This window comes from Leptolyngbya sp. Cla-17, assembly GCF_016807185.1.
Classification (GTDB): domain Bacteria; phylum Cyanobacteriota; class Cyanobacteriia; order Leptolyngbyales; family Leptolyngbyaceae; genus ULC077BIN1.
The window spans coordinates 16,655-42,397 of the sequence record NZ_JAEVYN010000008.1 but is presented as its reverse complement, the minus strand read 5'-3'; the positions used below and the strand labels follow the sequence as shown (position 1 = coordinate 42,397).

General features: G+C 48.5%; 26 protein-coding genes and 2 pseudogenes. 9 read left to right on the top strand and 19 right to left on the bottom strand.

Annotated elements, in window-relative coordinates:
- Positions 1-112: 112 nt before the first annotated feature.
- On the bottom strand, positions 113-1,006 hold the full coding sequence (locus JOY44_RS33190) for a sensor histidine kinase (RefSeq protein ID WP_415881154.1): 894 nt from the start codon (positions 1,004-1,006) through the stop codon (positions 113-115).
- Here JOY44_RS33190 and JOY44_RS32695 point away from each other — a divergent pair.
- Positions 997-2,244: a COP23 domain-containing protein gene (locus JOY44_RS32695; RefSeq protein WP_415881155.1), complete on the top strand. Its 1,248-nt coding sequence runs from the start codon at positions 997-999 to the stop codon at positions 2,242-2,244. The two genes, JOY44_RS33190 and JOY44_RS32695, sit on opposite strands and share 10 nt — an antisense overlap.
- Positions 2,245-2,454: 210 nt before the next feature.
- Here the strand turns inward: JOY44_RS32695 and JOY44_RS31980 are convergent, their stop codons facing one another.
- A complete protein-coding gene (locus tag JOY44_RS31980; protein ID WP_242541955.1) occupies positions 2,455-4,224 on the bottom strand; it encodes a caspase family protein in 1,770 nt (589 codons plus the stop codon).
- A gap of 541 nt (positions 4,225-4,765) precedes the next feature.
- Here JOY44_RS31980 and JOY44_RS29990 point away from each other — a divergent pair.
- The 3 genes and pseudogenes from JOY44_RS29990 (at position 4,766) to JOY44_RS29980 (ending at position 6,739) form a co-directional block, all read left to right on the top strand.
- The gene (locus JOY44_RS29990) at positions 4,766-5,278 is read left to right on the top strand and encodes a helix-turn-helix domain-containing protein (protein ID WP_171577027.1); all 513 of its coding nucleotides are present in this window, start codon (positions 4,766-4,768) and stop codon (positions 5,276-5,278) included.
- A gap of 155 nt (positions 5,279-5,433) precedes the next feature.
- A pseudogene (locus tag JOY44_RS29985) lies at positions 5,434-5,841 on the top strand (IS630 family transposase); the annotation flags it as partial.
- A 55-nt stretch (positions 5,842-5,896) separates the two neighbouring features.
- Positions 5,897-6,739, top strand: a complete 843-nt coding sequence (locus JOY44_RS29980) for a WYL domain-containing protein (protein WP_242541954.1) — start codon at positions 5,897-5,899, stop codon at positions 6,737-6,739.
- Between the two features lie 228 nt (positions 6,740-6,967).
- Here JOY44_RS29980 and JOY44_RS29975 read toward each other — a convergent pair whose 3' ends face one another.
- From JOY44_RS29975 to JOY44_RS32580, 5 genes are all read right to left on the bottom strand, one after another.
- Positions 6,968-7,987 (bottom strand): PDDEXK nuclease domain-containing protein, encoded by a 1,020-nt coding sequence (locus tag JOY44_RS29975; RefSeq protein WP_171577025.1) that lies wholly within the window; start codon positions 7,985-7,987, stop codon positions 6,968-6,970.
- Between the two features lie 49 nt (positions 7,988-8,036).
- Positions 8,037-8,972 carry a ParB/RepB/Spo0J family partition protein gene (locus JOY44_RS29970; protein ID WP_171577024.1) on the bottom strand — a complete coding sequence of 312 codons (936 nt, stop codon included), beginning with the start codon at positions 8,970-8,972 and terminating at the stop codon, positions 8,037-8,039.
- Positions 8,969-9,757 (bottom strand): ParA family protein, encoded by a 789-nt coding sequence (locus JOY44_RS29965; protein WP_242541953.1) that lies wholly within the window; start codon positions 9,755-9,757, stop codon positions 8,969-8,971. The genes JOY44_RS29970 and JOY44_RS29965 overlap by 4 nt, the downstream gene beginning before the upstream one ends.
- Positions 9,758-10,121: 364 nt before the next feature.
- The gene (locus JOY44_RS29960; RefSeq protein ID WP_415881153.1) at positions 10,122-11,042 is read right to left on the bottom strand and encodes an Rpn family recombination-promoting nuclease/putative transposase; all 921 of its coding nucleotides are present in this window, start codon (positions 11,040-11,042) and stop codon (positions 10,122-10,124) included.
- 110 nt (positions 11,043-11,152) lie between these two features.
- Positions 11,153-12,010, bottom strand: a complete 858-nt coding sequence (locus JOY44_RS32580; protein WP_171577023.1) for a recombinase family protein — start codon at positions 12,008-12,010, stop codon at positions 11,153-11,155.
- A 120-nt stretch (positions 12,011-12,130) separates the two neighbouring features.
- Here JOY44_RS32580 and JOY44_RS32575 point away from each other — a divergent pair, with 120 nt between their 5' ends.
- Positions 12,131-12,256: a hypothetical protein gene (locus JOY44_RS32575; RefSeq protein WP_281063352.1), complete on the top strand. Its 126-nt coding sequence runs from the start codon at positions 12,131-12,133 to the stop codon at positions 12,254-12,256.
- Between the two features lie 31 nt (positions 12,257-12,287).
- Here the strand turns inward: JOY44_RS32575 and JOY44_RS29950 are convergent, their stop codons facing one another.
- From JOY44_RS29950 to JOY44_RS29940, 3 genes are all read right to left on the bottom strand, one after another.
- Positions 12,288-12,608 (bottom strand): clan AA aspartic protease, encoded by a 321-nt coding sequence (locus JOY44_RS29950; protein WP_171576941.1) that lies wholly within the window; start codon positions 12,606-12,608, stop codon positions 12,288-12,290.
- 157 nt (positions 12,609-12,765) lie between these two features.
- Complete coding sequence (locus JOY44_RS29945; protein WP_171576942.1) at positions 12,766-13,113, bottom strand: hypothetical protein; 348 nt, start codon at positions 13,111-13,113, stop codon at positions 12,766-12,768.
- A 268-nt stretch (positions 13,114-13,381) separates the two neighbouring features.
- The gene (locus JOY44_RS29940; protein WP_171576943.1) at positions 13,382-13,975 is read right to left on the bottom strand and encodes a hypothetical protein; all 594 of its coding nucleotides are present in this window, start codon (positions 13,973-13,975) and stop codon (positions 13,382-13,384) included.
- Between the two features lie 288 nt (positions 13,976-14,263).
- On the opposite strand from JOY44_RS29940, the gene JOY44_RS32570 reads away from it, so the two are divergent.
- Positions 14,264-14,392, top strand: a complete 129-nt coding sequence (locus tag JOY44_RS32570) for a hypothetical protein (RefSeq protein WP_281063349.1) — start codon at positions 14,264-14,266, stop codon at positions 14,390-14,392.
- A gap of 306 nt (positions 14,393-14,698) precedes the next feature.
- On the opposite strand, the gene JOY44_RS29935 is transcribed toward JOY44_RS32570, so the two are convergent.
- The 3 genes from JOY44_RS29935 to JOY44_RS29925 form a co-directional block, all read right to left on the bottom strand.
- Complete coding sequence (locus JOY44_RS29935; RefSeq protein WP_171575776.1) at positions 14,699-15,133, bottom strand: DUF4265 domain-containing protein; 435 nt, start codon at positions 15,131-15,133, stop codon at positions 14,699-14,701.
- A 127-nt stretch (positions 15,134-15,260) separates the two neighbouring features.
- The gene (locus JOY44_RS29930) at positions 15,261-15,737 is read right to left on the bottom strand and encodes a GNAT family N-acetyltransferase (RefSeq protein ID WP_171576944.1); all 477 of its coding nucleotides are present in this window, start codon (positions 15,735-15,737) and stop codon (positions 15,261-15,263) included.
- 130 nt (positions 15,738-15,867) lie between these two features.
- The gene (locus JOY44_RS29925) at positions 15,868-16,323 is read right to left on the bottom strand and encodes a hypothetical protein (RefSeq protein ID WP_171576945.1); all 456 of its coding nucleotides are present in this window, start codon (positions 16,321-16,323) and stop codon (positions 15,868-15,870) included.
- A gap of 59 nt (positions 16,324-16,382) precedes the next feature.
- Between JOY44_RS29925 and JOY44_RS29920 the strand changes: the two are divergent.
- Positions 16,383-16,696: pseudogene (locus JOY44_RS29920) on the top strand (transposase-like zinc-binding domain-containing protein); the annotation flags it as partial.
- 6 nt (positions 16,697-16,702) lie between these two features.
- Here JOY44_RS29920 and JOY44_RS29915 read toward each other — a convergent pair.
- From JOY44_RS29915 to rppA, 6 genes are all read right to left on the bottom strand, one after another.
- On the bottom strand, positions 16,703-17,269 hold the full coding sequence (locus JOY44_RS29915; RefSeq protein ID WP_171572406.1) for an IS630 family transposase: 567 nt from the start codon (positions 17,267-17,269) through the stop codon (positions 16,703-16,705).
- Positions 17,266-17,781 carry a helix-turn-helix domain-containing protein gene (locus tag JOY44_RS29910; protein ID WP_171572405.1) on the bottom strand — a complete coding sequence of 172 codons (516 nt, stop codon included), beginning with the start codon at positions 17,779-17,781 and terminating at the stop codon, positions 17,266-17,268. Before JOY44_RS29910 ends, JOY44_RS29915 begins: the two co-directional genes overlap by 4 nt.
- A 213-nt stretch (positions 17,782-17,994) precedes the next feature.
- A complete protein-coding gene (rppB, locus tag JOY44_RS29905) occupies positions 17,995-19,374 on the bottom strand; it encodes a two-component system sensor histidine kinase RppB (RefSeq protein ID WP_171576947.1) in 1,380 nt (459 codons plus the stop codon).
- 254 nt (positions 19,375-19,628) lie between these two features.
- The gene (locus JOY44_RS29900) at positions 19,629-20,354 is read right to left on the bottom strand and encodes an SDR family oxidoreductase (RefSeq protein WP_171576948.1); all 726 of its coding nucleotides are present in this window, start codon (positions 20,352-20,354) and stop codon (positions 19,629-19,631) included.
- Positions 20,355-20,422: 68 nt separating this feature from the next.
- Positions 20,423-21,013: a Crp/Fnr family transcriptional regulator gene (locus tag JOY44_RS29895; RefSeq protein WP_171576949.1), complete on the bottom strand. Its 591-nt coding sequence runs from the start codon at positions 21,011-21,013 to the stop codon at positions 20,423-20,425.
- Between the two features lie 73 nt (positions 21,014-21,086).
- The gene (rppA, locus tag JOY44_RS29890) at positions 21,087-21,779 is read right to left on the bottom strand and encodes a two-component system response regulator RppA (protein WP_171577004.1); all 693 of its coding nucleotides are present in this window, start codon (positions 21,777-21,779) and stop codon (positions 21,087-21,089) included.
- A 125-nt stretch (positions 21,780-21,904) separates the two neighbouring features.
- On the opposite strand from rppA, the gene JOY44_RS29885 reads away from it, so the two are divergent.
- Positions 21,905-22,579: a cobalt transporter gene (locus JOY44_RS29885; RefSeq protein WP_171577005.1), complete on the top strand. Its 675-nt coding sequence runs from the start codon at positions 21,905-21,907 to the stop codon at positions 22,577-22,579.
- Between the two features lie 5 nt (positions 22,580-22,584).
- Positions 22,585-25,743 carry an efflux RND transporter permease subunit gene (locus JOY44_RS29880; RefSeq protein WP_171576950.1) on the top strand — a complete coding sequence of 1,053 codons (3,159 nt, stop codon included), beginning with the start codon at positions 22,585-22,587 and terminating at the stop codon, positions 25,741-25,743.

Sequence of the window (25,743 nt, the reverse complement as noted above, 5' to 3'; positions counted from 1 at the left end):
TGCATTGCGATCGCGTCAGGTTTCTATTCAATTAGGGGTTAAGTTAAACTCAGCGGAGTGGGTGACTGCTCCGCTGAGTTTAACTTAACCCCAACTTCCTCCTAAACTCTCCTCAAGTAGAGCCTTGAGAAATGGGAATCTCAATCCGAAAGGCTGCTCCCTGTCCTAATGCAGAAACACAGTTCAGTGAGCCTCCATGTTTTTCAGTAACGATCTGATAGCTAATTGATAATCCCATGCCCGTGCCTTTGCCAACTTCTTTGGTAGTGAAAAAGGGATCGAACAATCGTTGCTGTACATTGTCGGGAATTCCAGAGCCATTGTCTGTAACGGAGATGGCTATGCGATCAGGGGAGATTCTCGCGGTATGGATGGTAATCACAGGAGAGGCGAAAGAGTTTTGAGGGCTGTTAGCGTCAGCGGCGCTTTGCGTTTTTGAGGCTTCGACGTGAGGTGGTGAGAAGTTTTGAGAATTCTCTTCCAATGCGTCGATCGCATTGCTGAGGATATTCATAAACACCTGATTCAACTGTCCGGCATAGCATTCCACCAGTGGCAAGTTGCCGTAGTTTTTCACGACTGAGATTGCACCGCGTTCGTGCGTACCTTTCAGACGGCTTTGCAAAATCATCAATGTGCTATCAATCCCCTCGTGGATATCGACTGCCTTCACTTCTGCCTCATCCATGCGTGAGAATGTTCGCAAAGAAGCAACAATCGCCTGAATCCGCTCTGCCCCTACCTTCATAGAATTCAGCAGCTTGGGTAAATCCTCTAGTAAAAACGCAAGATCGATCACCTCAACTTTGGCTTGAATTGAGGCTGTGGGAGGCGAATACTCTTGTTGATACATCTCCAGTAGATCTAGCAACTCGTTCACATATTCATCGGCATAGGTCAGGTTGCNTCCGGTTTGAGCAGCCGTTTCTCCATCCTGGCGACAACTTCTGGTTTTTCTTTGCCGGGCATGGCAAGCGCCACCGCGATCGCGACTACCTGATGCCAAGTGATGTTAACCCCCGCAACATTGAAGGCACCGCCATTGCCCTTAACCATGTGACCGAGCGGCTGCGCCGTTGTGGCGCTGACAACGTCATCCTGCTGCTCGACGCTTGCCGGAATGATGGAGATCGCGACGGTGAAGGGCTTGGAATTGAAAAACAGCAGGGGGTGGTGACGCTGTTTGCCTGTAGCCCCAGCGAGCGATCGTATGAGATTGAGGCATTGCAGCAAGGTGCCTTCACCCATACGCTACTGCAAGGATTACGGCTGCAAGGGGAAGGGAACTGCGCCACCGTGGAACGACTGGATCAGTACCTCCGGTATCGCGTGCCTGAGCTTAATCGGCGTTACAACAAACCCCCGCAAACCCCATATACCAATGCGGAACCGATCGCCAAACGGCATCTAATTCTGTTACCGCAGAAAGCAACTCTGACAGATGTGATGGCACTAAAAAATGATGCTCTAGAAGCAGAAGCAAAACGGAATTGGGAAGTGGCGGAACAACTGTGGGTCAGAGTCTTAGCGGCATCGCCAGCGGATCAGCAAGCGATCTCAGGGATTCGTCGATTGGCACAAATACCAGCGGCATCGCCAGCGGATCAGCAAGCGATCTCAGGGATTCGTCGATTGGCACAAATACCAGCGGCATCGCCAGCGGATCAGCAAGCGATCTCAGGGATTCGTCGATTGGCACAAATACCAGCAGAACCTAGTTCCATTCGCCCCTCAAAAAGGGTGAAAGAAATTTTAGAGGTTTTGGGAGGTGTAGTAGGATTTGGTACTGTTGTGTGGTTGCTATGGCGGTCTGTACCTGCTCTAATGCCAGCAACCAGTCCTAGTTCACAAAAATCTTCTGCATTAAATCAAGCACCAGGCAGATTCTATTGCGGTACAGATAAAGGGTCTCCTGCTACTTTGGTTGATCACCCTAATAGAGGAATAATAGTTTTTATTCGATGGACTAAACAATACTGGACTCCCTTAGGATCAACACCTTTAGAACGATGTAAAGAAGTGTCAAGTAGATTCCAGAAAAATAAAGACTACGGAAAGCTAAACTACATCATCAGACCATCTGCGGAGGGTTATCTAGCTATTTGCGCTAGTGAATCGAAGGATACCCAGTGCTCCCCTGAACAAGTGTTAATACTTCTTCCTCCAAAAATTAAGCCAGACGAAATTATCAAGGAACTAGAAGAAATCAATAGCAATACCAGTGCAAGCCCTGTGGAGTTGTAATCTTTGTTTTTACTAGCGGTTGTTTCAAGCCGACAAAGTGTATTTGATCTAAGCCCGATTTTACTGCAAAGGGTTTTCTATTCATCTGCTGCTACCCACCGTGATGAAGACACCGAATAACTCCAGGGATGCCATTTGAGCTGCATTCAGGCGAGGATAGAGAAAAAGACTGGAGTAAGAGGCATGGCAGACGAGACAGCGCAACTGTGGCTAGTGACCTAAGTTTACTTGCTGTCCAATTGAATCAATCTTGATGACATCAAAGGTGACAGCATTTGCAGGAGAAGCCTGTTGTGTAAGAGATTTAGGTAAGGTAATTTCTACCTCATCTGAACTGGGTAAAGGGACTGAGATTACTTCTTGATGATGCCAAAGACCACTCGGAGGTTCTGCCTCAAAATCCACGGGTTGAGTGTATATCTCCCGTGGATTGGTTACTTTTTTTACGGAATTGAGCACTTGGCGAAGCCCCTCCACTACATCTAGAAAGGCTGCATCGCGATCGCTCCACTGGGTCACCGGCTTAGCGTCTTTCGGTAAAATCTGGAGTTTGCTAAAAGGCGAGCCTCTCCAATCGCAGGGGCGAAGAATAATAGGAATGACACGAGCTGTGCCTGCATTATGTCGCTCAATCGACCTCTGCATTTCGATGTCGTAGCAATAGTCAGACGCCATGAAGGGTGGACTGATCAACAATAGAATGATTCGCGCCGATTCCAAGTTCCCTTTAATCTGGGCTTCCCATTCTTCTCCCGCTTCAATGGCGCGATCGTGCCAAGCCTCTATTTTTTTCTGCCGTTTCAGGTTTGCCAAATGAATGTCCAGTTCTTGCCGTAGATCATCATCCCGATGGGAGTAGGAGATAAACACCTCGATCGGCTCGTTGATAGAAGGAGTAGTGGTAACCGGAACGGTGGGTGGGGAAGGAACATCCGGTTTGGGCTGAACGGTCGCTTCTCCAGTGGGTGTCTGTTTGAGCAGCACTGACGTGTGCTGATCCGCTGGCGATGCCGCTGGTATTTGTGCCAATCGACGAATCCCTGAGATCGCTTGCTGATCCGCTGGCGATGCCGCTGGTATTTGTGCCAATCGACGAATCCCTGAGATCGCTTGCTGATCCGCTGGCGATGCCGCTAAGACTCTGACCCACAGTTGTTCCGCCACTTCCCAATTCCGTTTTGCTTCTGCTTCTAGAGCATCATTTTTTAGTGCCATCACATCTGTCAGAGTTGCTTTCTGCGGTAACAGAATTAGATGCCGTTTGGCGATCGGTTCCGCATTGGTATATGGGGTTTGCGGGGGTTTGTTGTAACGCCGATTAAGCTCAGGCACGCGATACCGGAGGTACTGATCCAGTCGTTCCACGGTGGCGCAGTTCCCTTCCCCTTGCAGCCGTAATCCTTGCAGTAGCGTATGGGTGAAGGCACCTTGCTGCAATGCCTCAATCTCATACGATCGCTCGCTGGGGCTACAGGCAAACAGCGTCACCACCCCCTGCTGTTTTTCAATTCCAAGCCCTTCACCGTCGCGATCTCCATCATTCCGGCAAGCGTCGAGCAGCAGGATGACGTTGTCAGCGCCACAACGGCGCAGCCGCTCGGTCACATGGTTAAGGGCAATGGCGGTGCCTTCAATGTTGCGGGGGTTAACATCACTTGGCATCAGGTAGTCGCGATCGCGGTGGCGCTTGCCATGCCCGGCAAAGAAAAACCAGAAGTTGTCGCCAGGATGGAGAAACGGCTGCTCAAACCGGATATCGAGAAAGCGATCCAGTTTCGCAAAGGTCGGTAAGGGTTTGAAGGGAGGACCATGCTCCAGTTCGATGTCAGGCGCACCCTCGGCAAAGTAATAGACCTGCTCAAAGCCGATCTCGTTGCGGTAGTAATCCCTCATAGCTTCAGCATCCCGCTTGGCATAGCTAAGGGCTTGCAGATTGTCGTAGTTGTTTATGCCAATGGCGATCGCCCAGTTCTGTCCCATGCCCCATGCCTGACTTTTTTCTTCCCACTACAAGGTAAGCGCTTGGTTAGTCCAGAGGCAAGCGCTTGTCGGGTAGGAGCAGAAGGCGGGTGGGTAGGGAGCTGAGCAAAAAGCTGCGATTACGCGTCGCGTAGGATTAGGGTAGAGAAGCAAGGAAAAGGGTAAAAGGGTTAAGAGCGCAAAGGGCTACAGTTGAGTCACGCGGAGGCGCAGACAACACGAAAACCGATGGCGTCGAATCTATTGCCCGGCACCGGCCAGTAGCGCTCGGCAGAACGGCAATTCCTGGGATTGATGTAACCACGCCCCCCGCGCTATAGCCGATACTTGTCATCGCCTCCGGCTATGCGGCTTAGTTATAGCAACCCCAGTCCCCACTGCTAAAGGAGCTATTTTTAGTCAAATTTTGCCCCGCAAAGCATTAGAGAATTTACGAATCGATTTAGCGTCCGACAAAACACTCTACGATCTGCTAATACCAAATCTAAAAAAGGGAGTGGCAAATGGGAGAGTAAGGTCTAGCTTGTGGAGAAAAATAGCAATGGTCGGTGTCACCCGCATCAAAATCCGAGAAACAGTCACAGAATTGGAAGCATTGATTCAACAGCAATCTCATCCAAACCTAAAAGAACGGTTGCAAGTGTTGTACTTGCTGCAGTTACCGGATGCCATGAGTATTAGCGCGATTGCGAAAGTGGTTGGGCGGCACCGGGGCAGTGTACAACGGTGGTTGAGCCAGTACCGGGAAACAGGCTTGAACGGACTACTTGAAACGCACCAAAGCCCAGGACGACCGCAGGTGATTCCAACGTGGGCAGTGGCGAGCCTGAAACGACGGTTAGATGACCCTGAAACAGGCTTTGGCAGCTATACGCAAGTGCAGCAATGGCTATCGGAAACCTTGAACGTGGAAGCTGAGTATGCCACCGTGCATCATCTGGTGCGGTATCGCTTGGGTGCGAAGTTGAAAGCCGCCCGTCCCGTGCATGCCAAACAGAACCCAGAAGCCCTTACGGCCTTTAAGCAAACCTCAGCGACGACCTCATCCTGCTGAAACAGTATGCAGCGCTAGTCAAACCGGAGTTTGAACGGCTTCGCTACTTTGCGGCTGACGAGAGTCGCTTTGGATTGAAAACGACGGTTGGTCGCTTGATCACGAGTTTAGGCGTGAAACCATTGGGCACTTGGCAATGACAGTTCAAAGCCTTTTGGATTTACGGTGCCGTGGAACCGACCACCGGAGAGCAGTTCTTTCTGCAATTTACCCATGTCGATAGGCAGTGCTATCAGCTTTTTCTCGAACAGTTTTCGCAAGCCTATCCAGATAGCCTCAACATCCTCCAAGTCGATAATGGAGCCTTCCACAAAGCCAAAGACCTGGCGATTCCAGACAACATCATCTTGCTGTTTCAACCGCCTTATTGCCCTGAGTTGAATCCCATTGAGCGCTTGTGGCAGCACTTGAAAAAGGATTTGCGCTGGGCACTGTTCAAGCACTTGACTCAACTCCAAACGAAAGTGGACAGATTGATTGCCGATTTAACGACCGAAACCGTTGCTTCTGTGACTGGCTTTGGCTTTATTGTCGATGCCCTATCTGTCGCACGCATTTTTTGATTTGGTATAAGTACGACCGACTGGGGCTATGAATCGGTAGGAGTTGCAGTTTGCATTGAATGCACTGCTATCTCAGGCGAAATATCAAGGTGACTCTCAGGCAAGACACATCTACCAGACCCTGAGCAAACGCCTAAAGCCAATGGATTTAGACAGCAAAGGGGAATTGTTTTATCCGGTGCGTGCCCACTTCAATCGGGCGATCATCCATACTGATCCAGGCGAGATGATGCTGAAGCAACAGAACCGGAACACTCTATTTCATGAATTGGAGGCGCTTGAAAGCGCAATCTTTCGAGGTTTACCCATTGAAGTTTACCTATCTCGGACTCCATACAATGGCCAAGCGACCTACCGCCAAGTTTATCCGCTCCAACTGCTCTATCACGATATTGCCTGGTATCTGATGATGGAAAATTTCGATAATGGTCATCTGGCAATTTCGCGAATTGATCGCTTCAAAAACCATTTGAAAATGCTCAATTCAACGGGACGCGGTCTGGAAGCTCAACGAAACAGTCTAGATATTGCTCATCACCTGTTGGGTAATGGCTGGAGGTTAAGTCTAGGCAATCCCACAGAGCAACAATTGGAACGGCAAGGAACTTTGCCCTTGATTACGGTGAAGGTACGGTTTTTTCCGCCTGCCTCTCGCTTTGTGGAAGAAGGAGAGCGGCGACATCCTAAACAAAAGATTGTGTATGGATCTAAAGACAAACAAACAGGTGAACCAGTGTATTTGGATTACAGCGTCAACTTACCGGAGCGATCACTTAACGAATTTAGCTTTTGGGTGAACCGCTACCTGGAACACGCTCAGTTTTTATCGCCTGCTCGTCTAGCGGAAAAACACCGTCAAGCAGCTTTAGCTTTAGTTAGAAAATATGATATACAGTGACTTTTTATTTGCCGTAGTGCCAAATCAAGGTCATTGAGGCTATGGTGTTTGTGTTTTCTAAAGATTAGTTCGAGTACGGACAGGAAACGGGCAAATTGCATCAGCTTCAATCCCTGGAAGCATACAGCAATTAGATTTGCTCGACGACCCGAATTTGTCTCAATGTCTTAATTTATCTCTGTTCCGTGGCTTATAAAGATCGTATTTTGACAGCACTTTCATCGGTACTTAATTTAACCCTTCCAACAATTTAGCGACTTGTGCTGGAGCTGGCAGTTGGCCTTGTAAGTTCTGCGGTAGCGAAGAGAAAATGCGGTAGGTTGCTACACCGATTGGCTTGGTCGCGTCCTTCAATGCATACTCTACTGTTGTTTTATCTTTCGTCTTGCAAAGGATAATTCCAACCGAGGGTTGTTCATGCGGAAGCCGTATCTGGTCATCTAGCACAGCGAGATAAAACTGCATTTTTCCAATATATTCTGGTTCAAACTCTCCGATCTTGAGATCTATCGCTACCAAGCATTGCAACGATCGATGATAAAGTACGATGTCAATAAAATATTCCTTGTTGCCGACTTCTAGTCGGTATTGGCTTCCAACAAAGGTAAACATCCCGCCCATTTCTTGTAGAAAAGGTTCAACTTTTGCCAAAATAGCGGTCTCAAGTTGACGCTCCGAGTATTTATCCCCTAGCTCCAAAAATGGAAAAGTGTATTCGTCTTTTACTGCCAATTTAGCTTGGTTCCGAACTTCTTCAGAGACTGTAGCCTCAAAATTTGTCTGGTTTAATAGAGTCTTTTCATAATTTTGATTCTCAATTTGGTGCAGTAAGACGTTCTTTGTCCAGCCATATTTGCGGGTCATCCGGATGTAGAACTCTCGCTCTAAGTCATCTTTGCATTTCTCCATGATGACCAAATTATGAGTCCAACCAATTTCTGCAACTAATGGTTGCAGTTTTTGATCTTGGCTGTAAGTGACGTAAAAGCTTCGCATATTCCAGATGTTACGGACTGAGAAACCACTCATTCCTGGAAACTCTGACTGTAAGTCCTTGGCTAGCTGTTCAACGATCGCCTTCCCCCAGCTTTCTCCTTGTTGGCGAGTCACGATCAGTTGCCCAATGTCCCAGTAAAGCGCAATCAGCTCTTTATTGACTGCCCGAAGCGCCTCATATTGAGCAGATCGAATTCGCTGTTTTATTTCAATGAGGAGACTGCCGTATTCTCCTGAATCTAATTTGCTCACTAAATCTAATCCCAACTTCAATAGAAGAGGTTGGATGCCTCGCCCAGAACTAAACTGTATCAGAAATCAATGAGCGCAAATCAGCCAGTACCTTCTCCAGCTTTTTTTGTTTTTTGGGATCATCCCAAATCTTTGATCGCTTGGCGAGTTTCAATACATCATCAATCTGAGTTTTCAGAAGGGGTTGGTCTGCTGCTGCCGCAGCACTAGACTTGAACCTATCAACACACTCTTTAATCTGAGCTAAAGATAAGCCTTGAGCTATCGCTTTCTTAAGTAGGTCTTTGCGCTGCTCCTCATTTTTGACACGAGCGATCGCTTGAGCCTTGGTGTAGGCAATTTTACCCTGCTGCAAAGCCTCTAAAACATCTTCAGGAAGGTTAAGTAGGGGAAGCCGATTGTTGACGAATGACTCCCATGTCATTGTTCCCAGCGAAGCAAAAACCGCTTGTATCGCTTCATCTTCTGAACTGCCCATAACGTTATGGGCAACTTTTCCTTTTGCCTCATGCTGCATACGATAAAGCAGCTTAGGTGTTTCATCAACGCTTATTTTTAGCTTGAGTGCCAAAAGCTGTAAGACTCCTTCCGTTTCTTCAATTGGATTAAGATCCTCTCGCTGTAGGTTCTCAATCAGAGCCAGTTGGACTGCCTGCTCATCGGTCAAGTCACGGATTACAGCAGGAACATCAGTTAAACCTGCTTCTTTCGCAGCGCGGTAGCGCCGTTCTCCAGCGACTAACTCGTAGACATCTGATTCATCAAGGGTTCGCACCAGCAATGGCTCTAAAATTCCATGCTCTTTCACGGAGAGTACGAGCTGTTCCATCTTCTGGGGATCGAAATATCGACGAGGCTGTTGATCCGGTAGTCGAATACGGGCGATCGCTACTGTGTTAGGGGTATGTATGGTTTCAACATCTCCAAACAACGTTACTGGAGCCGTGATTTTGCCTCCGAACACACGCTCACGCTTTGATGTCATCCTAGCTTCTCCATCTCTTTAGCAATTCCGTCTAACACCTTTTTAGCTGGATGCTTAGGGCTATAGATAGCTAACGGCATTCTGTCCATTGAAGCATCTGCGAAGACAGTTGACTTAGGAATAGATGGAAGAATTTTAGCGATTGGAGCAAGCTGTTCTTGGATTGCCTTCAACGTCAGCTCATCGTGGGAGTTGCGTCTGTCGTACATCGTAGGCACAAATCCCGCAATTTTGAGATTTCGATTGGATTTGGCTTTTACCTTTTGCAAGGTTTGCAAAAGCATGTCAGTTCCTTGAAACGCTTTGAACTGAGTCTGAATTGGAATCAACAGGTAGTCCGTTGCCACTAAAGAAATGTAGCTCAGCATTCCTAAGCTAGGCGGACAATCGATCAAGATAAAATCGTACTGGTCTCGAACTGGTTCTAAAGCATCTTTGAGGCGAGTGTCACGCATATAAGCAGTGACTAATTCCTGCTCCGCATCAGAAAGCTTCAACTGGGCAGGCACTAAATCCATACCGTGGATTTGTTTATGAATTGGCAGTTCTTCTTCTGGCACGATCGCGTTATAGACTGTTCGTTCTAACGTGCCTGGTTCCAGACCCATAAACGTAGTTAGTGATGACTGAGGATCAACATCGACTAATAGCACGCGATGCTTTCTTTGAGCCAAACTATATCCTAGATTCACTGCTAAAGTTGACTTACCAACTCCCCCAGCTTGATTAAATAGTGCAATGACTTTTCCCATTTGTTTCAATGCCAATTGCCGTATGAGCAGCATACCCTAATAAGGATTTCTGATCACATGAATTGGTTTAGCAGTTAACTCATCTTTGAAGCTTGAAGGATATCCGATTTTCAAGAGTATGAAACTGAAATTTACACCAGTCATACTTCTATCGTCGTCTCTTCTGACCCGTCTCTTGGGTTTGTGTACAGTGACTTTTTATTTGTCGCGGAGACACATTAATGTCGCTAAAGCAGTAAAGCTAGAGCAGGCAGCTTTCCCACTTGCAAGCCGCCTGCCAATTCTGATGATCTGATGACTCGGTCGCTCAGCAAATTTTTTCTGTCAGCCTGTAGCAGAACGAGTTTGCTGCACGACACGAATTTGTCTCGACGTCATTCAAGTTGGCGCTGTACACCTAGCCTGCATTTTCTTTCAACCATTGCTCAAAATCTTCTAAGCTCTTAAATCTTAGAAGAGCAAGACTCAATGCCTTGAGGCGGTCACTCGGTAGATAGGCAATCGCATCTTGAATATTCTGAGGCAGCTCTATAAATAGGTTTGTGAGTTGCTCTAGGATGAGCAATTGCTCACCCTTCAGACGTTCTTCCTGACGCACTTCCTCACGTGCCTCTTTCCGCAATTCCTGATAAATTACAGACTCTTGCATCAGTTCTCTCCGTAACAATCGTCGAATCATCTGTTTGTCTAATACTAACCCAGCCAATATGCCAGTGGCGGCAGCTAAATTGCTCTGCTGCTGTCTGCCTTGTAGTGCGTCAATTGCTTCTGCCACTTCTCGCAAAACTGAGGAGCGATCGCTCGTTTGACTCAACACAGCATAGGGCAACAGTCCAGGGCGCTGAAAGAAAAACTCGGTGGGTTGCTCCCATAGCCTGACCACTTGAAACTCGTGATATAAGCGATTAGCAGTAAACGTGTTTTGCTGCACTAACTCGGAGTCAGTGGGACGTAAGTAAATCACCACTTGCACCAAACGTTTTTGAGGAAACCGTCTAAACACGCGAAGTGCGTAATCTGCCATCCGAAAGGGCATTGTTGAGTCAGGGTCGGTTTGAAACTCACAATGTAAAACCACGTCAGCCGATTGCAGCAAAATCAAGGCATCAGCGCGAATTGGTTCTAGCGACAATTCGGATGGACTCAATTCAGTCAAGGCAATCGGTTCACCCACCAACCAACTGGCAAAATCGGCTGAGTATTGCTCAACAAGGAATTTGGAAACGTTATCAAACATGGTGCGATTGTACCAGCTTGAGGTTAATGATTTTGAGTCTTTGTATGGAGCGATCACCCCTCCAAAAACACTAATTTTCACACCTACACTACGGTTATGATGCTTTCGGTGAAAATATAGGCGAATCAGGCACCGACGTCATTTAATTTGGCCCTGTACAACAGCAAAGTCATTTCTTTATTGTATTTTTCTCACCAACTTCGCTCTGTGCCAATCTCGGTTACATCTGCCTCAATGAAACAATCTTCTAAATCTGCTTGAGAGTGCATTTCGTCCAGCAGATCCTCAATTTGCTTGTCGAGGTCTTGATCGTCCTGATAGGCGATCGTCAATTCATACTCGCAACTGTCCTTCCCCTGCTTTTGCATCCCATAGCGAGATAGACACATCCGTTCGATCGTCTCCCTCACTTTCTTCTTTCGGCGCACAAACTTGTTGTTATTCTCAACTCTGAGCCAAAGATGCACCTGTGTGGTTTTGGTGGTTGGCGCTGGCTCCACTTTAGGCATGATGTAGCGATAGAACGTGGGACGACTAATTTCCAAGTGTTCACAAATGGAAGTCACCGTTCGGTTGGGATCGCTGGCCAGTGATCGCCCAATGGCAATCTGCTCTGATGTTAACTTCTGTCGTCGTCCCCCGGTTCGTCCTCTGGCTCTGGCAGCTTGCAAACCCGCTTTCGTGCGCTCCCGAATCAAATTGCGCTCAAACTCAGCCAGCGCCCCAAACACATGAAAAATCAGCTTGCCCCCACTGGTCGTGGTATCGATACTCTCTTGCAGCGAACGAAATCCAATTTGTCGGCGCTCCAGATCCTCCACCAGCGCAATCAAATCTTTGAGAGATCGCCCCAAGCGATCGAGTCGCCATACGACTAAGGTGTCTCCTGGTCTCACATAATTGAGTGCTTGCTGTAAGCCAGGGCGATCAGCTTTCACCCCACTCAGTTTGTCAGAGAATATTTTGTCACACCCCGCCACTTGCAACGCATCATTTTGCAGTGCCAGGTTTTGGTCATCCGTTGAAACCCGTTCGTACACAATCAACATGGTCAGACGTTCTAATGTACTGCAACTGTATCAGAACTCGTTGAACCCGCCCTATTTTGATACATAGATTCATTGACAAGTTGTTTTACAGGGTTTAGAGGCTGAAACGGTACTTTGCCCATGCAAACCCTACTTGTAAAACAAACGGTGGTTTATTTTACAATTAACGGCTCAAATCAGCGGCAACGAGCAACCTTGGTGATACAACCAACCGCCTTTTTCCGTCCGCTGCATTTGAGTTGTTAGACCATGCCTCACAGATCGCTTTTACATGGGATCACAATGCTTCAATCTTAACGATGCCGCCCTCAATGGTATCAACCTGCAATCGATATCCGTAGAGTAGCGCCATCCCCAGCAGGGGTTCCGTTTCTGATTCTGCGATATAAATTTCGCGGTACTGCCCATCCCAAATCACTGTAGCAGTGTACAAGTCAAAAAGAGTTTCACTGCCATCGCCTAATGTGACAATATCAGAGGCACTCCAAGGTAAATCAAGAGTGGCGATGATTGCAGATGGTAAAGATAGAAATCCACTGAACCCGGTATCAATCACAGTATCAATCACTTGGCGTTGCCCATTTGCGTTACCGACCACAAGGGGAAGCGATCTCTTCTATCACTTGAATGCTCTCTAAATCACTCACCAACAGTCCTCATAAATTCACCTAAACTTTGAACAAAACTTAGCTTGTTGAACCCGAAATCAAGTCAGCGTGTTTGAATGGATTATCCTTGCTTTTCAACCAAGTGTTCTAAGGATGATTTGTCCAATAAATTTCACCACTACTAAAGATACCTGTCCGAATCTTACAACTAGTTTGACAATGTTTACCCCGACTGTTCGTATATTTCACATTATAAGTACGAGTGGTTTTATCCATGTCAAACCACACCATTGAAATAACAATATTGGTTGAGCTGCTACGACGAAGGTAATCACTTATTCTCTGCTTCTCTCTTTTAACTTGAAAATCTCCAATTACTAAAGCACCAATAGCGATAGTAGCAGCAAGAGTAAAACAAAGAAAACAAAAGATGAGATGCCAGTTTTCCTTAATGAATAAGATTAAAGCGTCAATGATTAAGGTTAAGTCTCTCATTCTTGTAACTCGACTTGCATACTTTAGAGAGTTGTAAAATTAGTAAGTAGCCTCTATCTGGATGAGCGAATCGCTTCCTAGCAAAACGCCCGGTTGAACCCTGAACTTACAGCAGAAAAGCTGAAAAAACGTCTCAACGGATAACCAAGCCAGCTAACGACTAAGTTAAGCGGACGCTAACCGCCTTTGAGTCTCTCACAGTATATTCTGCCGTTCTGCTCCAACGACTTGTTAGCCTAAATGCCAATTGCATCCTAAAACTAAACGTTTAACGATTTAGTGTTGAAATACAAGCAGGCTCTTGAAAAATTTCGATGAAATGCACAAAATCTCTGACACTGATCCATTCATAAGAGATTGCAATTCCCTCACTAATGCAGTGTGTCGTGATATGCAATGTTCCGCCCTCACCAGAGTCGTCATAGACTGACCGCCGATAAACTGGAGAATTGGTAGAAGGTGGGTAACCGAAAATATACTTAAACAAATTATTGAAGCAGGTTGGATAATAATTTGGTTCGTCGAGTTGCTCTGAACGAATGTTGAATCCCATCCCATTCTGGTGGATTTTAATACGCTCTGCTCGATTATTAACAAAGTCAATGGACAGTCTCAAATTGTTTGCGTTAAGAAAAAGTGAGCGTATTGCTCCAGGATTATAGGTATATTTCACAAGGCGATCGCCTGCTGCATTTGTAGTTGTTAAACGGGTCCAATACTGACCAAAGTAATCTTCAATGATAGTAGGACTTTCATTGAAGATTACTTGTCTGCTTGCATTTGCTGAAGACTGAATACCCACTCCTATCGAAATGTTTAATCCTAAAACTACTAGACCTTTAATGAATTGGTATTGCCGCATTGTCAAAATTATAAATCAATCAGTTTTTATTTTCTATCCTAGTCTTCAGTCTAGTTTAAGTTAGAGAGTAAAGATGAGAAATTCTCCCTTCAGAACGCATTTTTGCTAAGTTGCTGACGTGGCAAGCCACGGGGAATTTCCCCCAGAGATTAAAGATTGAAACCCTCACTACACATGCCTAAAATAATGTATCTTTCAAGGCTTTGATGGCTAGGCTAACGGCACAAGTCAGCGGTTGCCGATCACCTCGAATGCCCCAACGATCTCCCGTCAATCCGCTGCACTGCCGTGTTAGCTGGAGCACGCACCGATCGCCCCCCAACTACGCCTCACCCAAAATCTCCTGGGCGTTTGCGGACTGACCGATCGCCCTTTGCTACCGTCTCACCGATCGCCTCCTGGATGCTTTCAGAATGACCGATCGCCCTTTGCTACCGTCTCACCGATCGCCTCCTGAGCGTTTGCGGACTCACCGATCGCCCCTTGCTACCGCCCCGCCCCCAGTCTCCTGAGTGCTTTTGGATACTGAGAAAATTTTGAGTGACGATCGCAACCCCAGACTCCTGGCGTTTTCGGACTTGTCAATTGCCGCGCGGGACAAGTGCAAGGACTTTGAGCGGAGCCAGCTACCGTCCCCGTTCACCCGCCATAGATAACCTCAAACGCTCACAGATAACCTCTCTGCGGTCGGCGTGCAGGGGCGTTGTTATGCACTCAACGTAGTCAGATATGATAATGCTGGAGTGGAATTGCTTCAGTTTGAATATAATTCAATATCGTCTGAGAATCAAAATTTGGCGGGATGTGTACTAACCAGAAAGAAGCCATTGAAACCACTGAAGCACAGCCATTTTTTTCTAAATAATCACTAAATTTAATTGCATCTTCGCCGCGACAACCTGCCCTTGCCATCAGACGTAGCGTTGTATAACCAGATTTTTCAATGATTTGTGTGACCGAGAGATGTCCGTACTCATTGGGCTGAGCTTCAATGATGTCGTTTAAGCCGAGGTCTAAAGGATTGCTATGGAAGAACAAATCCCAATAGATATCTTTAATGATGTAACGATTTTGCCCGATTGATTCACCGGCGAAATAGGGCGCGTCTTCTTCGCCATCGTTACAGAATAACTCGGTTAATCGATTCTCGTTATCCATGTGGGGATCTATTGAGGGGACAAGTGCAACGACTTTGAGCAGAGCCAGCTAACGTTCCGGCTGAGCGGCTGCAAGTAACTTTTGCATCACAACCAAGATCTCTCGACAGTCCGCTCCAGCCGGGTTGTTAGGGCGCAAGACCCTTCCACATCGGATACGAGATGACGGTGCCGAATGCGAGCGACGACTCACCGACGGGAGAGAAGCCACGACCCTCGTAGAACTGTCGAGCGGTCGCTGAACGCTCTAGCCTGATCTCACGAATGCCCAAGCGACTCGCCTCGCTTTCGAGGAACGCCATCAATCCCTTGCTGACCCCATGGAAGCGTGCCAGGGGCGACACGTACAAGAGGGCGAGCGTGCCTGACTGACTTAGCAGCCCGAAGCCAACAATGCCAATGGATGCCTGGGCAACGGCTGCGATGTTTCTTGGCGATGCGATCCAAGACGCCACATTCTCAATTGTCTTGTTCGATAGCCAGGCAGCGATCGTTGCCTGATCGCCGTGATGATCCTCGATGCACAACTCCGCGATCGATTGCCGCACCGCCTCACAAGCGCCTGGTGCATCTGCTACTTCCGCCCGTCGAATCAAGTATTCCATCGTCGTCGAATGTGACACCCTAACGACCAAGCTCACCCGCCGCTGGAGTGGAGCGAGGAACGAGCGTAGGCTGTAGGCGGTCGGGTGCAGCGCCTTGTTCGGCGGCTTTTTAGGACGTTTGGCGACGTGTTTATGACACTGATTCTGAATGTGTTTTCAGAAACTGTAGCATTTCATCTACCAGCTTTTCTTCATCGCCGTAAATTCCATCTACTGCAAGGTCAATGGCATCCCAAAAACACCACATTTCCGGCTCGGCTTCATCGTTTGGCACGTCGTTATCAGTAGCCATATGATAAAGCCAGCCTGCAACTTTTGGAGCTTGTTTCCGATCTTGACTTACCAAATCAAACATTGAACGAAAAATGCGCCTTGTTAGTGCACGTTTATCAAACTCTCCTTTCACCTGTGAGAGTGCGTCGGCAACGGCATTTATGCCTTTGCTGCCCGATACTGACGCTTCAATGATGTTGATGTCTGGCGATGCTTCCGCCATTATTACTGAATCACACCAAGCGATTACATCAGCTAATTTGACTGATCCCAACAACAATCCAACTCTATAAAATTCGGCCTGTTCTTTCATATTCTGGTAGTGCTCAAGATGTAATGATGGAGCAGTAGAGTTTATGCTTCTCTCCTGCCATGCCAGCCTGCACCCTTTGTGCGTCGTCCCAAACGGTCAAGAATGGTCATATCCACAACGGTAAACAACGGTTCAAATGCCAGGACTGTGGACGACAGTTTGTCGAACAACCGACTAAAAAAGTAATCGACCAAGCCACACGGGAATTGATTGACCGCTTGCTGTTGGAGCGCATTTCTCTAGCTGGAATCGCTCGGGCAGCGCAAGTTTCTGAGCAATGGCTGCAAACCTACGTCAATGAGAAGTATGCGAAGGCGCCTCGCCAAGTGCAGGTGCCACCCAAAAAAAGGGGCGGTTGACGATTGAGTGTGATACCAATTTAAATGGTGTCAATGACAGATAGTGCATTGAGGATAAAGGGGTAGCCTGTAAGGGAAGCAATCACTTGAGGGGTTAGCTGGGCTAAGAGTTGATCAACCCTGGATTGCAGTTGGTCAAGCGTTTTGAACGCAGCCCACTTGAGATCCGCCTTGAGATGTTCCCATAAACGCTCGATAGGATTTAACTCTGGGCAGTAAGGCGGTTGAAACACCAAGATAATGTTCTCTGGCACAATAAGGTCTTTGCCTTTGTGGAACCGTCCGTTATCCACTTGCAGGATGTTGAGACTATCGGGGTAAGCCTTGGAGAACTCATCTAAGAACCATTGGTAGCATGCGGTATCGACATGGGAGAATTGCAAGAAAAAGGACTCTCCTGTGGTAGGTTCCACAGCACCGTATAGCCAGAATGCTTTGAATATCCATTGCCACGCCCCGATGGGTTTAACCCCAACTGCCGTAATTAATCGTCCGATGAGCGTGTGAAGTCCAAAGCGACTCTCATCTTGTGCGAAGTAACGAATCGGTCGCTCATCCTGGCGCACCTGCCGATAGTACTGACTCAATAAGTCGAGGTCGTCTGCGAGGTTTGCTTAAATGCCTCTCGCTGGACTCGGTTCTGCTTGATGTTTTGAGGACGGGCGACCTTGAGTTTCGCTTTGAGTCGATAGCGCGTCATCTGGTAGACCGCATGATACTCGGCTTCTACCCCTAAACTCTCTAACAGCCACTGCTGCACCTTCCCATAGCTGCTAAACCCATTGCTCGGTTCCTGCAATCGCTTGGCTAAGGCAACCTCCGCCCACATTGGAATCACCCGGTTGCCTCCTCCTGGAGTGGGTTTAACCACCAGCAATGCTTCTAATCCTTGCGCTCGGTACAGGGCTAACCATTTTTGCACCGTGCCCCGATGCCTGCCAATTGCAATCGCAATCTGACTGACACTCGGTGCGTGCGCTTGTTTGAGCCAGTACAACACTTGCAATCGCTCTTTGAGTATCGGCTGTTCAACCGCTCGCAAACGGGTGCCTAGCTCCTCGAGACTTTCTTTAATTGCGATTGCGCTTACTCCAGCCATTGTTAGACTCTCACCTCTACATCGCTCAGTTTATCTGATCTGTAATGGCTCCAATTTAATTTGGTATCAGTTACACCACAGGCTCTGAAGCGATGGGCATGACCAAAATCTTATCGACCCGCGTCCCGTCCATGTCCATGACTGGTGGCTTACTGAACTGTTCAACTGGCTAACTCCCTTTCCTCTAAAACACCACACCCGGTTTGGAAGTTTTTATGGCATCGCGGCTTCGCCCGTCAAGGGTAAGAGAAGGGTAAAGATCGTGCCTTGACCGAGATCGCTGTGCACCTGAATGCTACCTTTGTGAACCTGCGCGATCGCCTGTGCAATTGCCAAGCCTAAACCAGTGCCTCCTGTTTCGCGGGAGCGATCGCTGTCAACGCGGTAAAAGCGATCAAAAATGTAGGGTTGTGCTGCGGTGGCAATGCCAATGCCTGTATCTTTCACAGTAATGAACGCGGTGTGATCATGGGCTGTTAAGCTAACGACCACCGCCCCCCCGCTGGGCGTGTATTGAATCGCATTCGCCATTAAGTTTGATACCAGACGGTACAGTTGGGATTCGTTCCCCAAAACATAAATTTCATGCTTGGGCAGGTGATGGGTGAGGTGAATTTCAGCAATAGTTGCCAGCTCTAAGAATTCCTCGGTCAGATCGCTCATCAAATCATTGAGGCAACAAGACTGAAACGGCTTGGGCGACGAGCTATGCTCAAGACTGGTTAAAAAGAGTAAATCCGTAATCAAATGGCTGAGTCGTCGTCCCTGCCGCTCAACTGTATGGAGCATCATGGGGATATCATGCTGCTGGGCTGGCGGTAGGCGGAGCATCGCTTCCACTGTCGCCAGGAGGCTGGCAAGGGGCGATCGCAGTTCGTGGGCAGCATTAGCGGTGAACTGTTGCTGTTGCTGGTAGGACTGATAAATCGGCTGCATTGCTAAGCCTGAAAGCCACCAGCTCGACGCGGCAACCACGCCCAAAGCGATGGGAAACCCGATGACCAAAATCCATTGCATCCGGTTGACTTCAGCATCAAAGGGTTCTAAAGTGCGTCCAATTTGTAAGTAGCCCCAAGACGCTTGACGGCTCTGAGGCGCTGTGTGATGAGCTTCAGAGCTATGCAGGATGATGGTGAATTGATGGTAGCGAACGCCGTTTGCACTCTGGAAGGTTTGCCAGGGAGCAGCGTTGAACGTTTGAGGTAGGTCTACAGGTTGATTGGGGGAGAAGGCAAGCAGATGACTCTGATGATTAAACAGACGAATATAGTAAGTGCTGCGATCGCTAATGCCAGTCGTGTGACGTTGAATCAACGTGGGGCTGACGTTACAGGACTGCCCAGCTAAACAAAGTTCAGGCAAAATGCGTCGCAAAACAGCCGTTGGGTTTTCTGAAGCAGGCAACATTGGTTCCAGGCTGTCATGCAGTGTGCCCGAGATCGACTCCATTTCTCGTTCCATTGCCGCCCAATTAGACTGCACCAGAGATCGATACATCCCAAACCCCGACAGGCTTAGAATCACACCCATGACCAGCGCATACCAAAGGGCTAAACGGGTACGACTACGGCGAAAAAGCTGGTGGCTGTTCATAGTAGCTATGAGGCTGTGTTAAAGCGATAGCCCTGCCCTGAAATGGTTTGAGGGGGTGTACCATTGCCTATTATTGTGGCAGTCATCATAGGCTTGCTGGCATGTAGATAAAGCGACGCATGAATCAGCGCAGGAAATCTTAGGAGCATCGATCAGTATAGCGAACCATGATTTTTGGGTGATGAGCACACAAGAGGTAATTCAGATCACATCTTTCTGTCTCCTAGGAATCACACTTGATTTTGAGGTTTCTATCAAAATCCTGGTCGCATTATGCGTTCTGCAAGGGTTGGCATGAGACGCTCAAGCACAAACAGCAATTTGGTTTTACCAATCCGCATTTCCAGTCGATCTTGAGTAAAATTATGCCAAAATTCTTCGACTAATGCCTCTGGTTTAAGCTTGCCGCGTCCCCGCCCTTGTGTCATCGCCGTATCTACAATCGGTGGAATGATTTCAAAGACTCGGACAGAGGTGGCTTCAAGCTGCCATCGCAAGGTTTTGGTGAAACTATGCAGCGCCGCTTTACTTGCACAATAGATGGGGGCACTTTGCTTTGGTACAATACCAAGCCCTGACGAAACGTTAACAATGGCAGCCGTGGGATGACTCAGTAGTTGCGGGAGAAAAAGTTTTGTTAGGTACAGAGGGCTAAGCAAGTTAATGTCTAGTTCAGTTTCAATTTGCTCTATTGAGATCGCACCATCAGCGAAGTCATAGTTGTATTGAACGCCTGCATTGTTGATCAGAATATTTACATCAGGGTAACTGTAGGCTAACTTCCTGAGCGCTTGGCGATCGCGCATATCCGCAAGCTCAATAGTAATTTTTGGAAGTTGACTTTTCACGACTTCAGCTTTTTGAGAATTGGTGCCTGTCACAATTACAGCATTACCTTCCCGAAGAAACCGTTGGGCAAGAGCGAAACCAATGCCTGATGTGCCGCCTGTAATCAAAATAGTATGATGAGTCGCCTTCATAAAGATTCCAGCCGTTAGGGTATTGCAGTTATCCTAGACCGGAGTTCGTAGTCGTTCATTAACATGAGTTAAGGCGATTTCAGTTGAGAACGAATTCGACTTAAGGTTACAGGAGTGATGCCGAGGTAGGAAGCAATATGATGTTGCTTGAGTCGAGTTTCTAAATCAGGGTATTCTGCTTGAAAACTCAAGTAGCGAGTTTTGGCATCATCCAACAATAAAGCACTTTCCCGCTTCTCTTTTTTGATGAATAAGATTTCAGCAATCTTACAATTGAGTGCTTGCCAGCAGGCATCATTCTCACACAGCGATCGATACGCTGAATAATCGGCAACGAGTAGCTTTGCATCTTCCAATGCCTGAATAAAAAGTCGTGAAGGTTGTTTTAGTAACAGGGCACTGTAGGCCGCAACAAAGCTATTCTCAGCACAAAATGACTTCGTGTATTCAGTCCCCTCGCAATCGACATAATACAAACGCAGGATGCCTGACAGCACAAACCCGATTGTTTTGGGTACATCACCCGCACGAGCAAAAAACTCACCTCGTTTCAAGTGATAAGTTTGAAACAGGTTCGTCGCTTTGATGGCTTCGTCTTCTGGTAGATTGGTCAGCGATCTCAGGATCGCAATCAATTGGTCTAACTCCTGGGTCTGCATAGCTTAGATGCGATTTACCTGTTATTCATGCTGCTCAATACGCCAACCGCAATGCCACAATAGCGGTGACAGTTCACAGGGAGGTGTTAAAGCGATAGCCCTGCCCCGGAATGGTTTCAATTGGGCAATCGCAATCATAGCTGGCTAATTTGCGCCGCAGTAATCGCATTTGTGCGGCAACCACATTGCTGATCGGTTCTTCTTCCAGATCCCAGAGTTGCTGTCGAATTTTACTGCCCGCAAGGATGCGATCGGGGTTTTGCATGAGATAGGCGAGAATTTGAAATTCTTTGACCGTTAACGGAATCCTTTGAGGCGGCTGCACTCGCTCACTGCACAGAGCATTGTTGGCGTAATCCAGGGTAAAGCTGCCCACGGTCAGCGATGGCGGTTGGAGGTTCGGCGATCGCCGCTGAAGTGCCCGCAGCCGTGCCAGTAGTTCTGCCATCACAAACGGCTTGACCAGATAATCATCGGCTCCCGCATCCAACCCTGCTACGCGGTTTTCGGGTTGACCCAGAGCCGTGAGCATCAGCACGGGTAAGGGGTTTTGGTGTATTCTGAGCCGCTGGCATAACTCCAGACCCGATAGCTCTGGCAGCATCCAATCGACGATCGCCACTGTGTAGTCCGTCCACTGGTTTTCGAGACAGTGCCATGCTTGAGCGCCACCTGTTACCCAGTCCACCACATATTTTTCACTGACTAAGACTTGCTTAATCGCCAGTCCCAGATCGGCTTCATCTTCCACCAGCAAAACTCGCATCGCCTCAGGAAAATCAACCACGAGCTTGATTCTACCGAACCCGCTACCATTTCACCTGATTTTCATCTGCCCTTTGGCAGACTATGGAGGCTTTTGTTCAGCCCATGTCCTTGTGAGGAAATATGATGAAGCCCACTCCATTGATGAGTTGCATTCTTGCCCTCGGTTTAGCGGTCAGTGCGCCCACGGTTGTCTTTGCCCACGTCGGGCATGGGGATGAATTTCAGGCAGAAGGGGGCATTAATCGGGTTCAAGTGAATGCTGAAACTGATTCATTGGTGGGCATTAAAGTCACGCCGATTGAACCCGCCACCAATGGAAGTGCGGCGGTTTTCGTTCCGGCGACAGCACTGGTGGATGACAATGGACGGCAACTTGTTTTTGTGCAGTACGAGAATTTTTATGAGCCAGTTCCCATCACGACTGGCGCAACGAAGGGTGAACTGGTTGAGGTGACTCAAGGTTTATCGGTTGGGGAAGAGCTCGTGACCCAGGGCAGTTTGTCGCTCTATGCCGAATCGCGCAAAACTCAAACGGCTACGACATCGCCCAGTCCAGCCGCCGCTTCTCCTCAACCGGATGCACCCAAGGCTCAGGCAGATGCTCAGGAACTCCCGAATAGCAATGATGCGGCTGGTAATCTCGTTCAAGCGGGTGAACCGACTCCGCCGTCGGGTAGAGTGCCGGTGGGGCTTTTAGCCGCTGTGGGCGGAGGTGCCGTGCTATTGGTGGGAGCGATCGCCGTGCTGGGCGGTCGCAAGAAAAAGAGTCCCTTTTCCAACAAGAAAGGGGACTTCTAATTTAAATGTTCAATTCTCTTCTCGATCAGACGCTCAAAACCTCGATAGTGCAGCGTTGGTTCATTGTCATTTGTGCAATTTTAATTACGGTGTGGGGAGTCTTTAGCGTCACCCAAATGCCGCTGGATGTGTTTCCTGAATTCGCACCGCCCCAAGTGGATATTCATACTGAGGCAACTGGGTTAGCCCCTGAAGAAGTTGAATCGCAAATTACGGTGCCGATCGAACGTGCGGTGAATGGCTTACCCGGAGTGACGACGGTGCGATCGTCCTCGAAGGTGGGTTTATCGATGGTGCAGGTGGTGTTTGACCAGGATGCCGACATTTACAAAGCACGGCAATCCGTAACAGAACGGCTGCAACAGGTGACGAATCAATTGCCGGAAGGGGTGCATCCCCCTGAAATTTCACCGCTAGCATCGCCGTTGGGCACCATTTTGATGTATACCTTTACGGTGAATGGGCGGGGGCAAACCGACCTGATGGATCTGCGTCGCTTGGTGGATAGCACCCTTAGCAGCCAGATTTTGTCGGTGCCCGGAGTTACGGATGTCACTGTTTACGGCGGCGATGAACGGCAGGAGCAGGTGTTAGTTGATCCAGCCAAACTGCGATCGCGCAATGTTTCCCTCACGGAAGTCACCGATGCCGCCAGAGGCGCAAACTCGAATGCTCCGGGTGGCTTCTTGATTGGGGGTGGTCAAGAACTCTTGGTGCGCGGCATGGGACAGGTGAAATCCATTGAGGATTTGCAAGCGTCTGTTGTCAAAGTCCAGGACGGTAGACCCGTCTTGCTCAAAGATGTGGCAGAAGTCACAACTGGAGCCGCCTTGAAACGAGGGGATGGCAGCTTTAACGGGCAGCCTGCGATCGTGATGATGGTGAACAAGCAGCCCGATGTGGATACGCCGACCGTCACCAAAGCCGTAGAAGCGGTGATGCGATCGTTGCAGCCAACGTTTCCAGTGGATGTGCAGGTGGCACAAACCTTCCGGCAAGCGAACTTTATTGATGCTGCCATTCAGAATGTTGGCAGTTCGCTACTGGAGGGCATTGTTATTGTTTCCGTGGTGATGCTGTTGTTTCTGATGAACTGGCGGACTGCTCTGATTACCCTCAGTGCCATTCCCCTGTCATTGTTGATTGGGGTCATGCTGATGAAAGCCTTTGGGCTTGGCATCAATACCATGACTTTGGGGGGTTTGGTCGTGGCACTGGGCGGTTTCGTCGATGACTCGATCGTCTACATGGAAAACTGCTACCGCAAACTGAGAGAAAATCAGGCGCAAGGGCATCCAATCCCAGCATTCAAGGTCGTGCTTGACTCATTTGTCGAAGTGCGATTGGCAGTGGTTTTTTCCACCGTGATCATCATCGTCGTGTTTGCGCCGATCTTTAGCTTGCAGGGAGTGGAAGGCAATATCTTTGCTCCCATGGGCTGGGCATATTTGCTGTCGATCGCGGCTTCCTTATTCGTGGCAATGACGCTCACTCCAGCCCTGTGCGCCATTTTGCTGGCAAAGCAAACCCTTCCTCAAGAAAATACAGTGGTGTCTCGCTGGGCGCAGCGGCTCTACCGTCCACTGCTCAACCTATCCTTGCGATCGCCCCAAATTATTTTGGGTGTGGCGTTGGCAGCACTGGTGGCTGCGTTTGCGATCGTGCCCTCACTGGGACGGGTGTTTCTGCCGGAATTTCAGGAAAAATCGATGGTCAACTCGATGGTTCTATTTCCGGGTGTTTCCCTAGATATGACCAATCGGGCAGGTATTGCTCTTGCCAATTCGCTCAAGGATAATCCGCTGTATGAGTGGGTGCAGGTACGCGCTGGACGTACTCCCGGTGACGCAGATGGAGCCGGGGTCAACATGGCGCATGTGGATGTGGAACTGAGCGATGAAGCACTCAAAGACCGGGAAGCCAGCATCAAACAACTGCGCGAGGCATTCCTGAAGTTGCCTGGTATTGCGCCGAATATCGGTGGATTTATCTCCCACCGGATGGACGAGGTGTTGTCGGGTGTCAGAAGTGCGATCGCCGTGAAAATCTTTGGACCCGATTTAGTAGAACTCCGCAAGGTTGGGGAACAGGTGCGCGATGTGATTCAACCGATCGCCGGAGTTGTAGACCTCCAACTGGAACCGCAATTGCCCATTCGCCAGGTGCAAATTCAATACAATCGCACGGCGGCAGCAACCTACGGATTACAAATGGAGCAGGTATCCGATGCAGTCGAAACAGCCCTGAATGGTCGCGTGGTGTCGCAGGTCGCAGAAAATCAGCAGTTGATTGATATTGCAGTTTCACTGCCAGCATCGGCACGTAACAGTTTAGATGCCATTCGCGCGGTTCCTATCTCTACACCCACAGGACAAATTATTCCCCTCGGCACGGTCGCCACAGTTGAGTATGGCATGGGAGCCAATGTGGTCAATCGTGAAGATGTTTCCCGCTTGATTGTGGTTTCAACCAACGTCGCAGGGCGTGATCTCGGTAGCGTGGTAGGTGATATTCAGGCTCAAATTCAGCAAAAAGTGCAGTTGCCCAAGGGGTACTTTATCCAGTACGGCGGACAATTTGAAGCAGAGCAAAATGCCTCGAATAACCTGCTGATTTATAGCATCCTGGCAGCGATCGCTATTGCCGTTTTAATGTTCTTCTCCGTGAAGTCGCTACCTGCCACGATCGCCATCATGATCAACTTACCGCTGGCACTCGTTGGGGGCATTGTCTCCATTCTGTTGAGTGGGGGTGTCATGTCCATTGCATCCCTGGTTGGCTTCATCACTCTGTTTGGAGTGGCTGTTCGCAATGGTTTGTTGCTGGTCGATAACTACAACAACAAGTTTGCTCAAGGAATGCACCTAAAAGATGTGATTGTCAAAGGATCTTTGGAACGCATTGATGCCATTCTGATGACTGCTCTCACTTCAGCCTTGGGAACATTACCCCTTGTGCTTGCGAGTGGAGCCGGAAATGAAATCTTGCAACCATTGGCGATCGTGGTGTTAGGGGGGTTATTCACCTCAACCGCGTTGACTCTGTTGGTGATTCCTGCCATCTACGCCAAGTTTGGCAAGTGGTTGATTCCTCAGCGCAAAGCAGCCGAGTCCATTACGGTCGATTCTGACTTTGCTCCTGCAAATACGATGGCGAAATCTTAG

Coding starts and splice junctions, on each gene's coding strand:
- JOY44_RS29990 (WP_171577027.1), top strand. CDS start 4,766: ATGGTCGGTGTCACCCGCATCAAAATCCGAGAAACAGTCACAGAATTG.
- JOY44_RS32575 (WP_281063352.1), top strand. CDS start 12,131: ATGCAAACCCTACTTGTAAAACAAACGGTGGTTTATTTTACAATTAAC.
- JOY44_RS32580 (WP_171577023.1), bottom strand. CDS start 12,010: ATGTTGATTGTGTACGAACGGGTTTCAACGGATGACCAAAACCTGGCA.
- JOY44_RS29930 (WP_171576944.1), bottom strand. CDS start 15,737: ATGGAATACTTGATTCGACGGGCGGAAGTAGCAGATGCACCAGGCGCT.
- JOY44_RS29910 (WP_171572405.1), bottom strand. CDS start 17,781: ATGGCTGGAGTAAGCGCAATCGCAATTAAAGAAAGTCTCGAGGAGCTA.
- JOY44_RS29900 (WP_171576948.1), bottom strand. CDS start 20,354: ATGAAGGCGACTCATCATACTATTTTGATTACAGGCGGCACATCAGGC.
- JOY44_RS29965 (WP_242541953.1), bottom strand. CDS start 9,757: ATGCTGCTCATACGGCAATTGGCATTGAAACAAATGGGAAAAGTCATT.
- rppB (WP_171576947.1), bottom strand. CDS start 19,374: ATGAACAGCCACCAGCTTTTTCGCCGTAGTCGTACCCGTTTAGCCCTT.
- JOY44_RS29970 (WP_171577024.1), bottom strand. CDS start 8,972: ATGACATCAAAGCGTGAGCGTGTGTTCGGAGGCAAAATCACGGCTCCA.
- JOY44_RS29925 (WP_171576945.1), bottom strand. CDS start 16,323: ATGAAAGAACAGGCCGAATTTTATAGAGTTGGATTGTTGTTGGGATCA.
- JOY44_RS29935 (WP_171575776.1), bottom strand. CDS start 15,133: ATGGATAACGAGAATCGATTAACCGAGTTATTCTGTAACGATGGCGAA.
- JOY44_RS29895 (WP_171576949.1), bottom strand. CDS start 21,013: ATGCAGACCCAGGAGTTAGACCAATTGATTGCGATCCTGAGATCGCTG.
- JOY44_RS29880 (WP_171576950.1), top strand. CDS start 22,585: ATGTTCAATTCTCTTCTCGATCAGACGCTCAAAACCTCGATAGTGCAG.
- JOY44_RS29885 (WP_171577005.1), top strand. CDS start 21,905: ATGAAGCCCACTCCATTGATGAGTTGCATTCTTGCCCTCGGTTTAGCG.
- JOY44_RS31980 (WP_242541955.1), bottom strand. CDS start 4,224: ATGGGACAGAACTGGGCGATCGCCATTGGCATAAACAACTACGACAAT.
- rppA (WP_171577004.1), bottom strand. CDS start 21,779: ATGCGAGTTTTGCTGGTGGAAGATGAAGCCGATCTGGGACTGGCGATT.
- JOY44_RS29940 (WP_171576943.1), bottom strand. CDS start 13,975: ATGCGGCAATACCAATTCATTAAAGGTCTAGTAGTTTTAGGATTAAAC.
- JOY44_RS29945 (WP_171576942.1), bottom strand. CDS start 13,113: ATGAGAGACTTAACCTTAATCATTGACGCTTTAATCTTATTCATTAAG.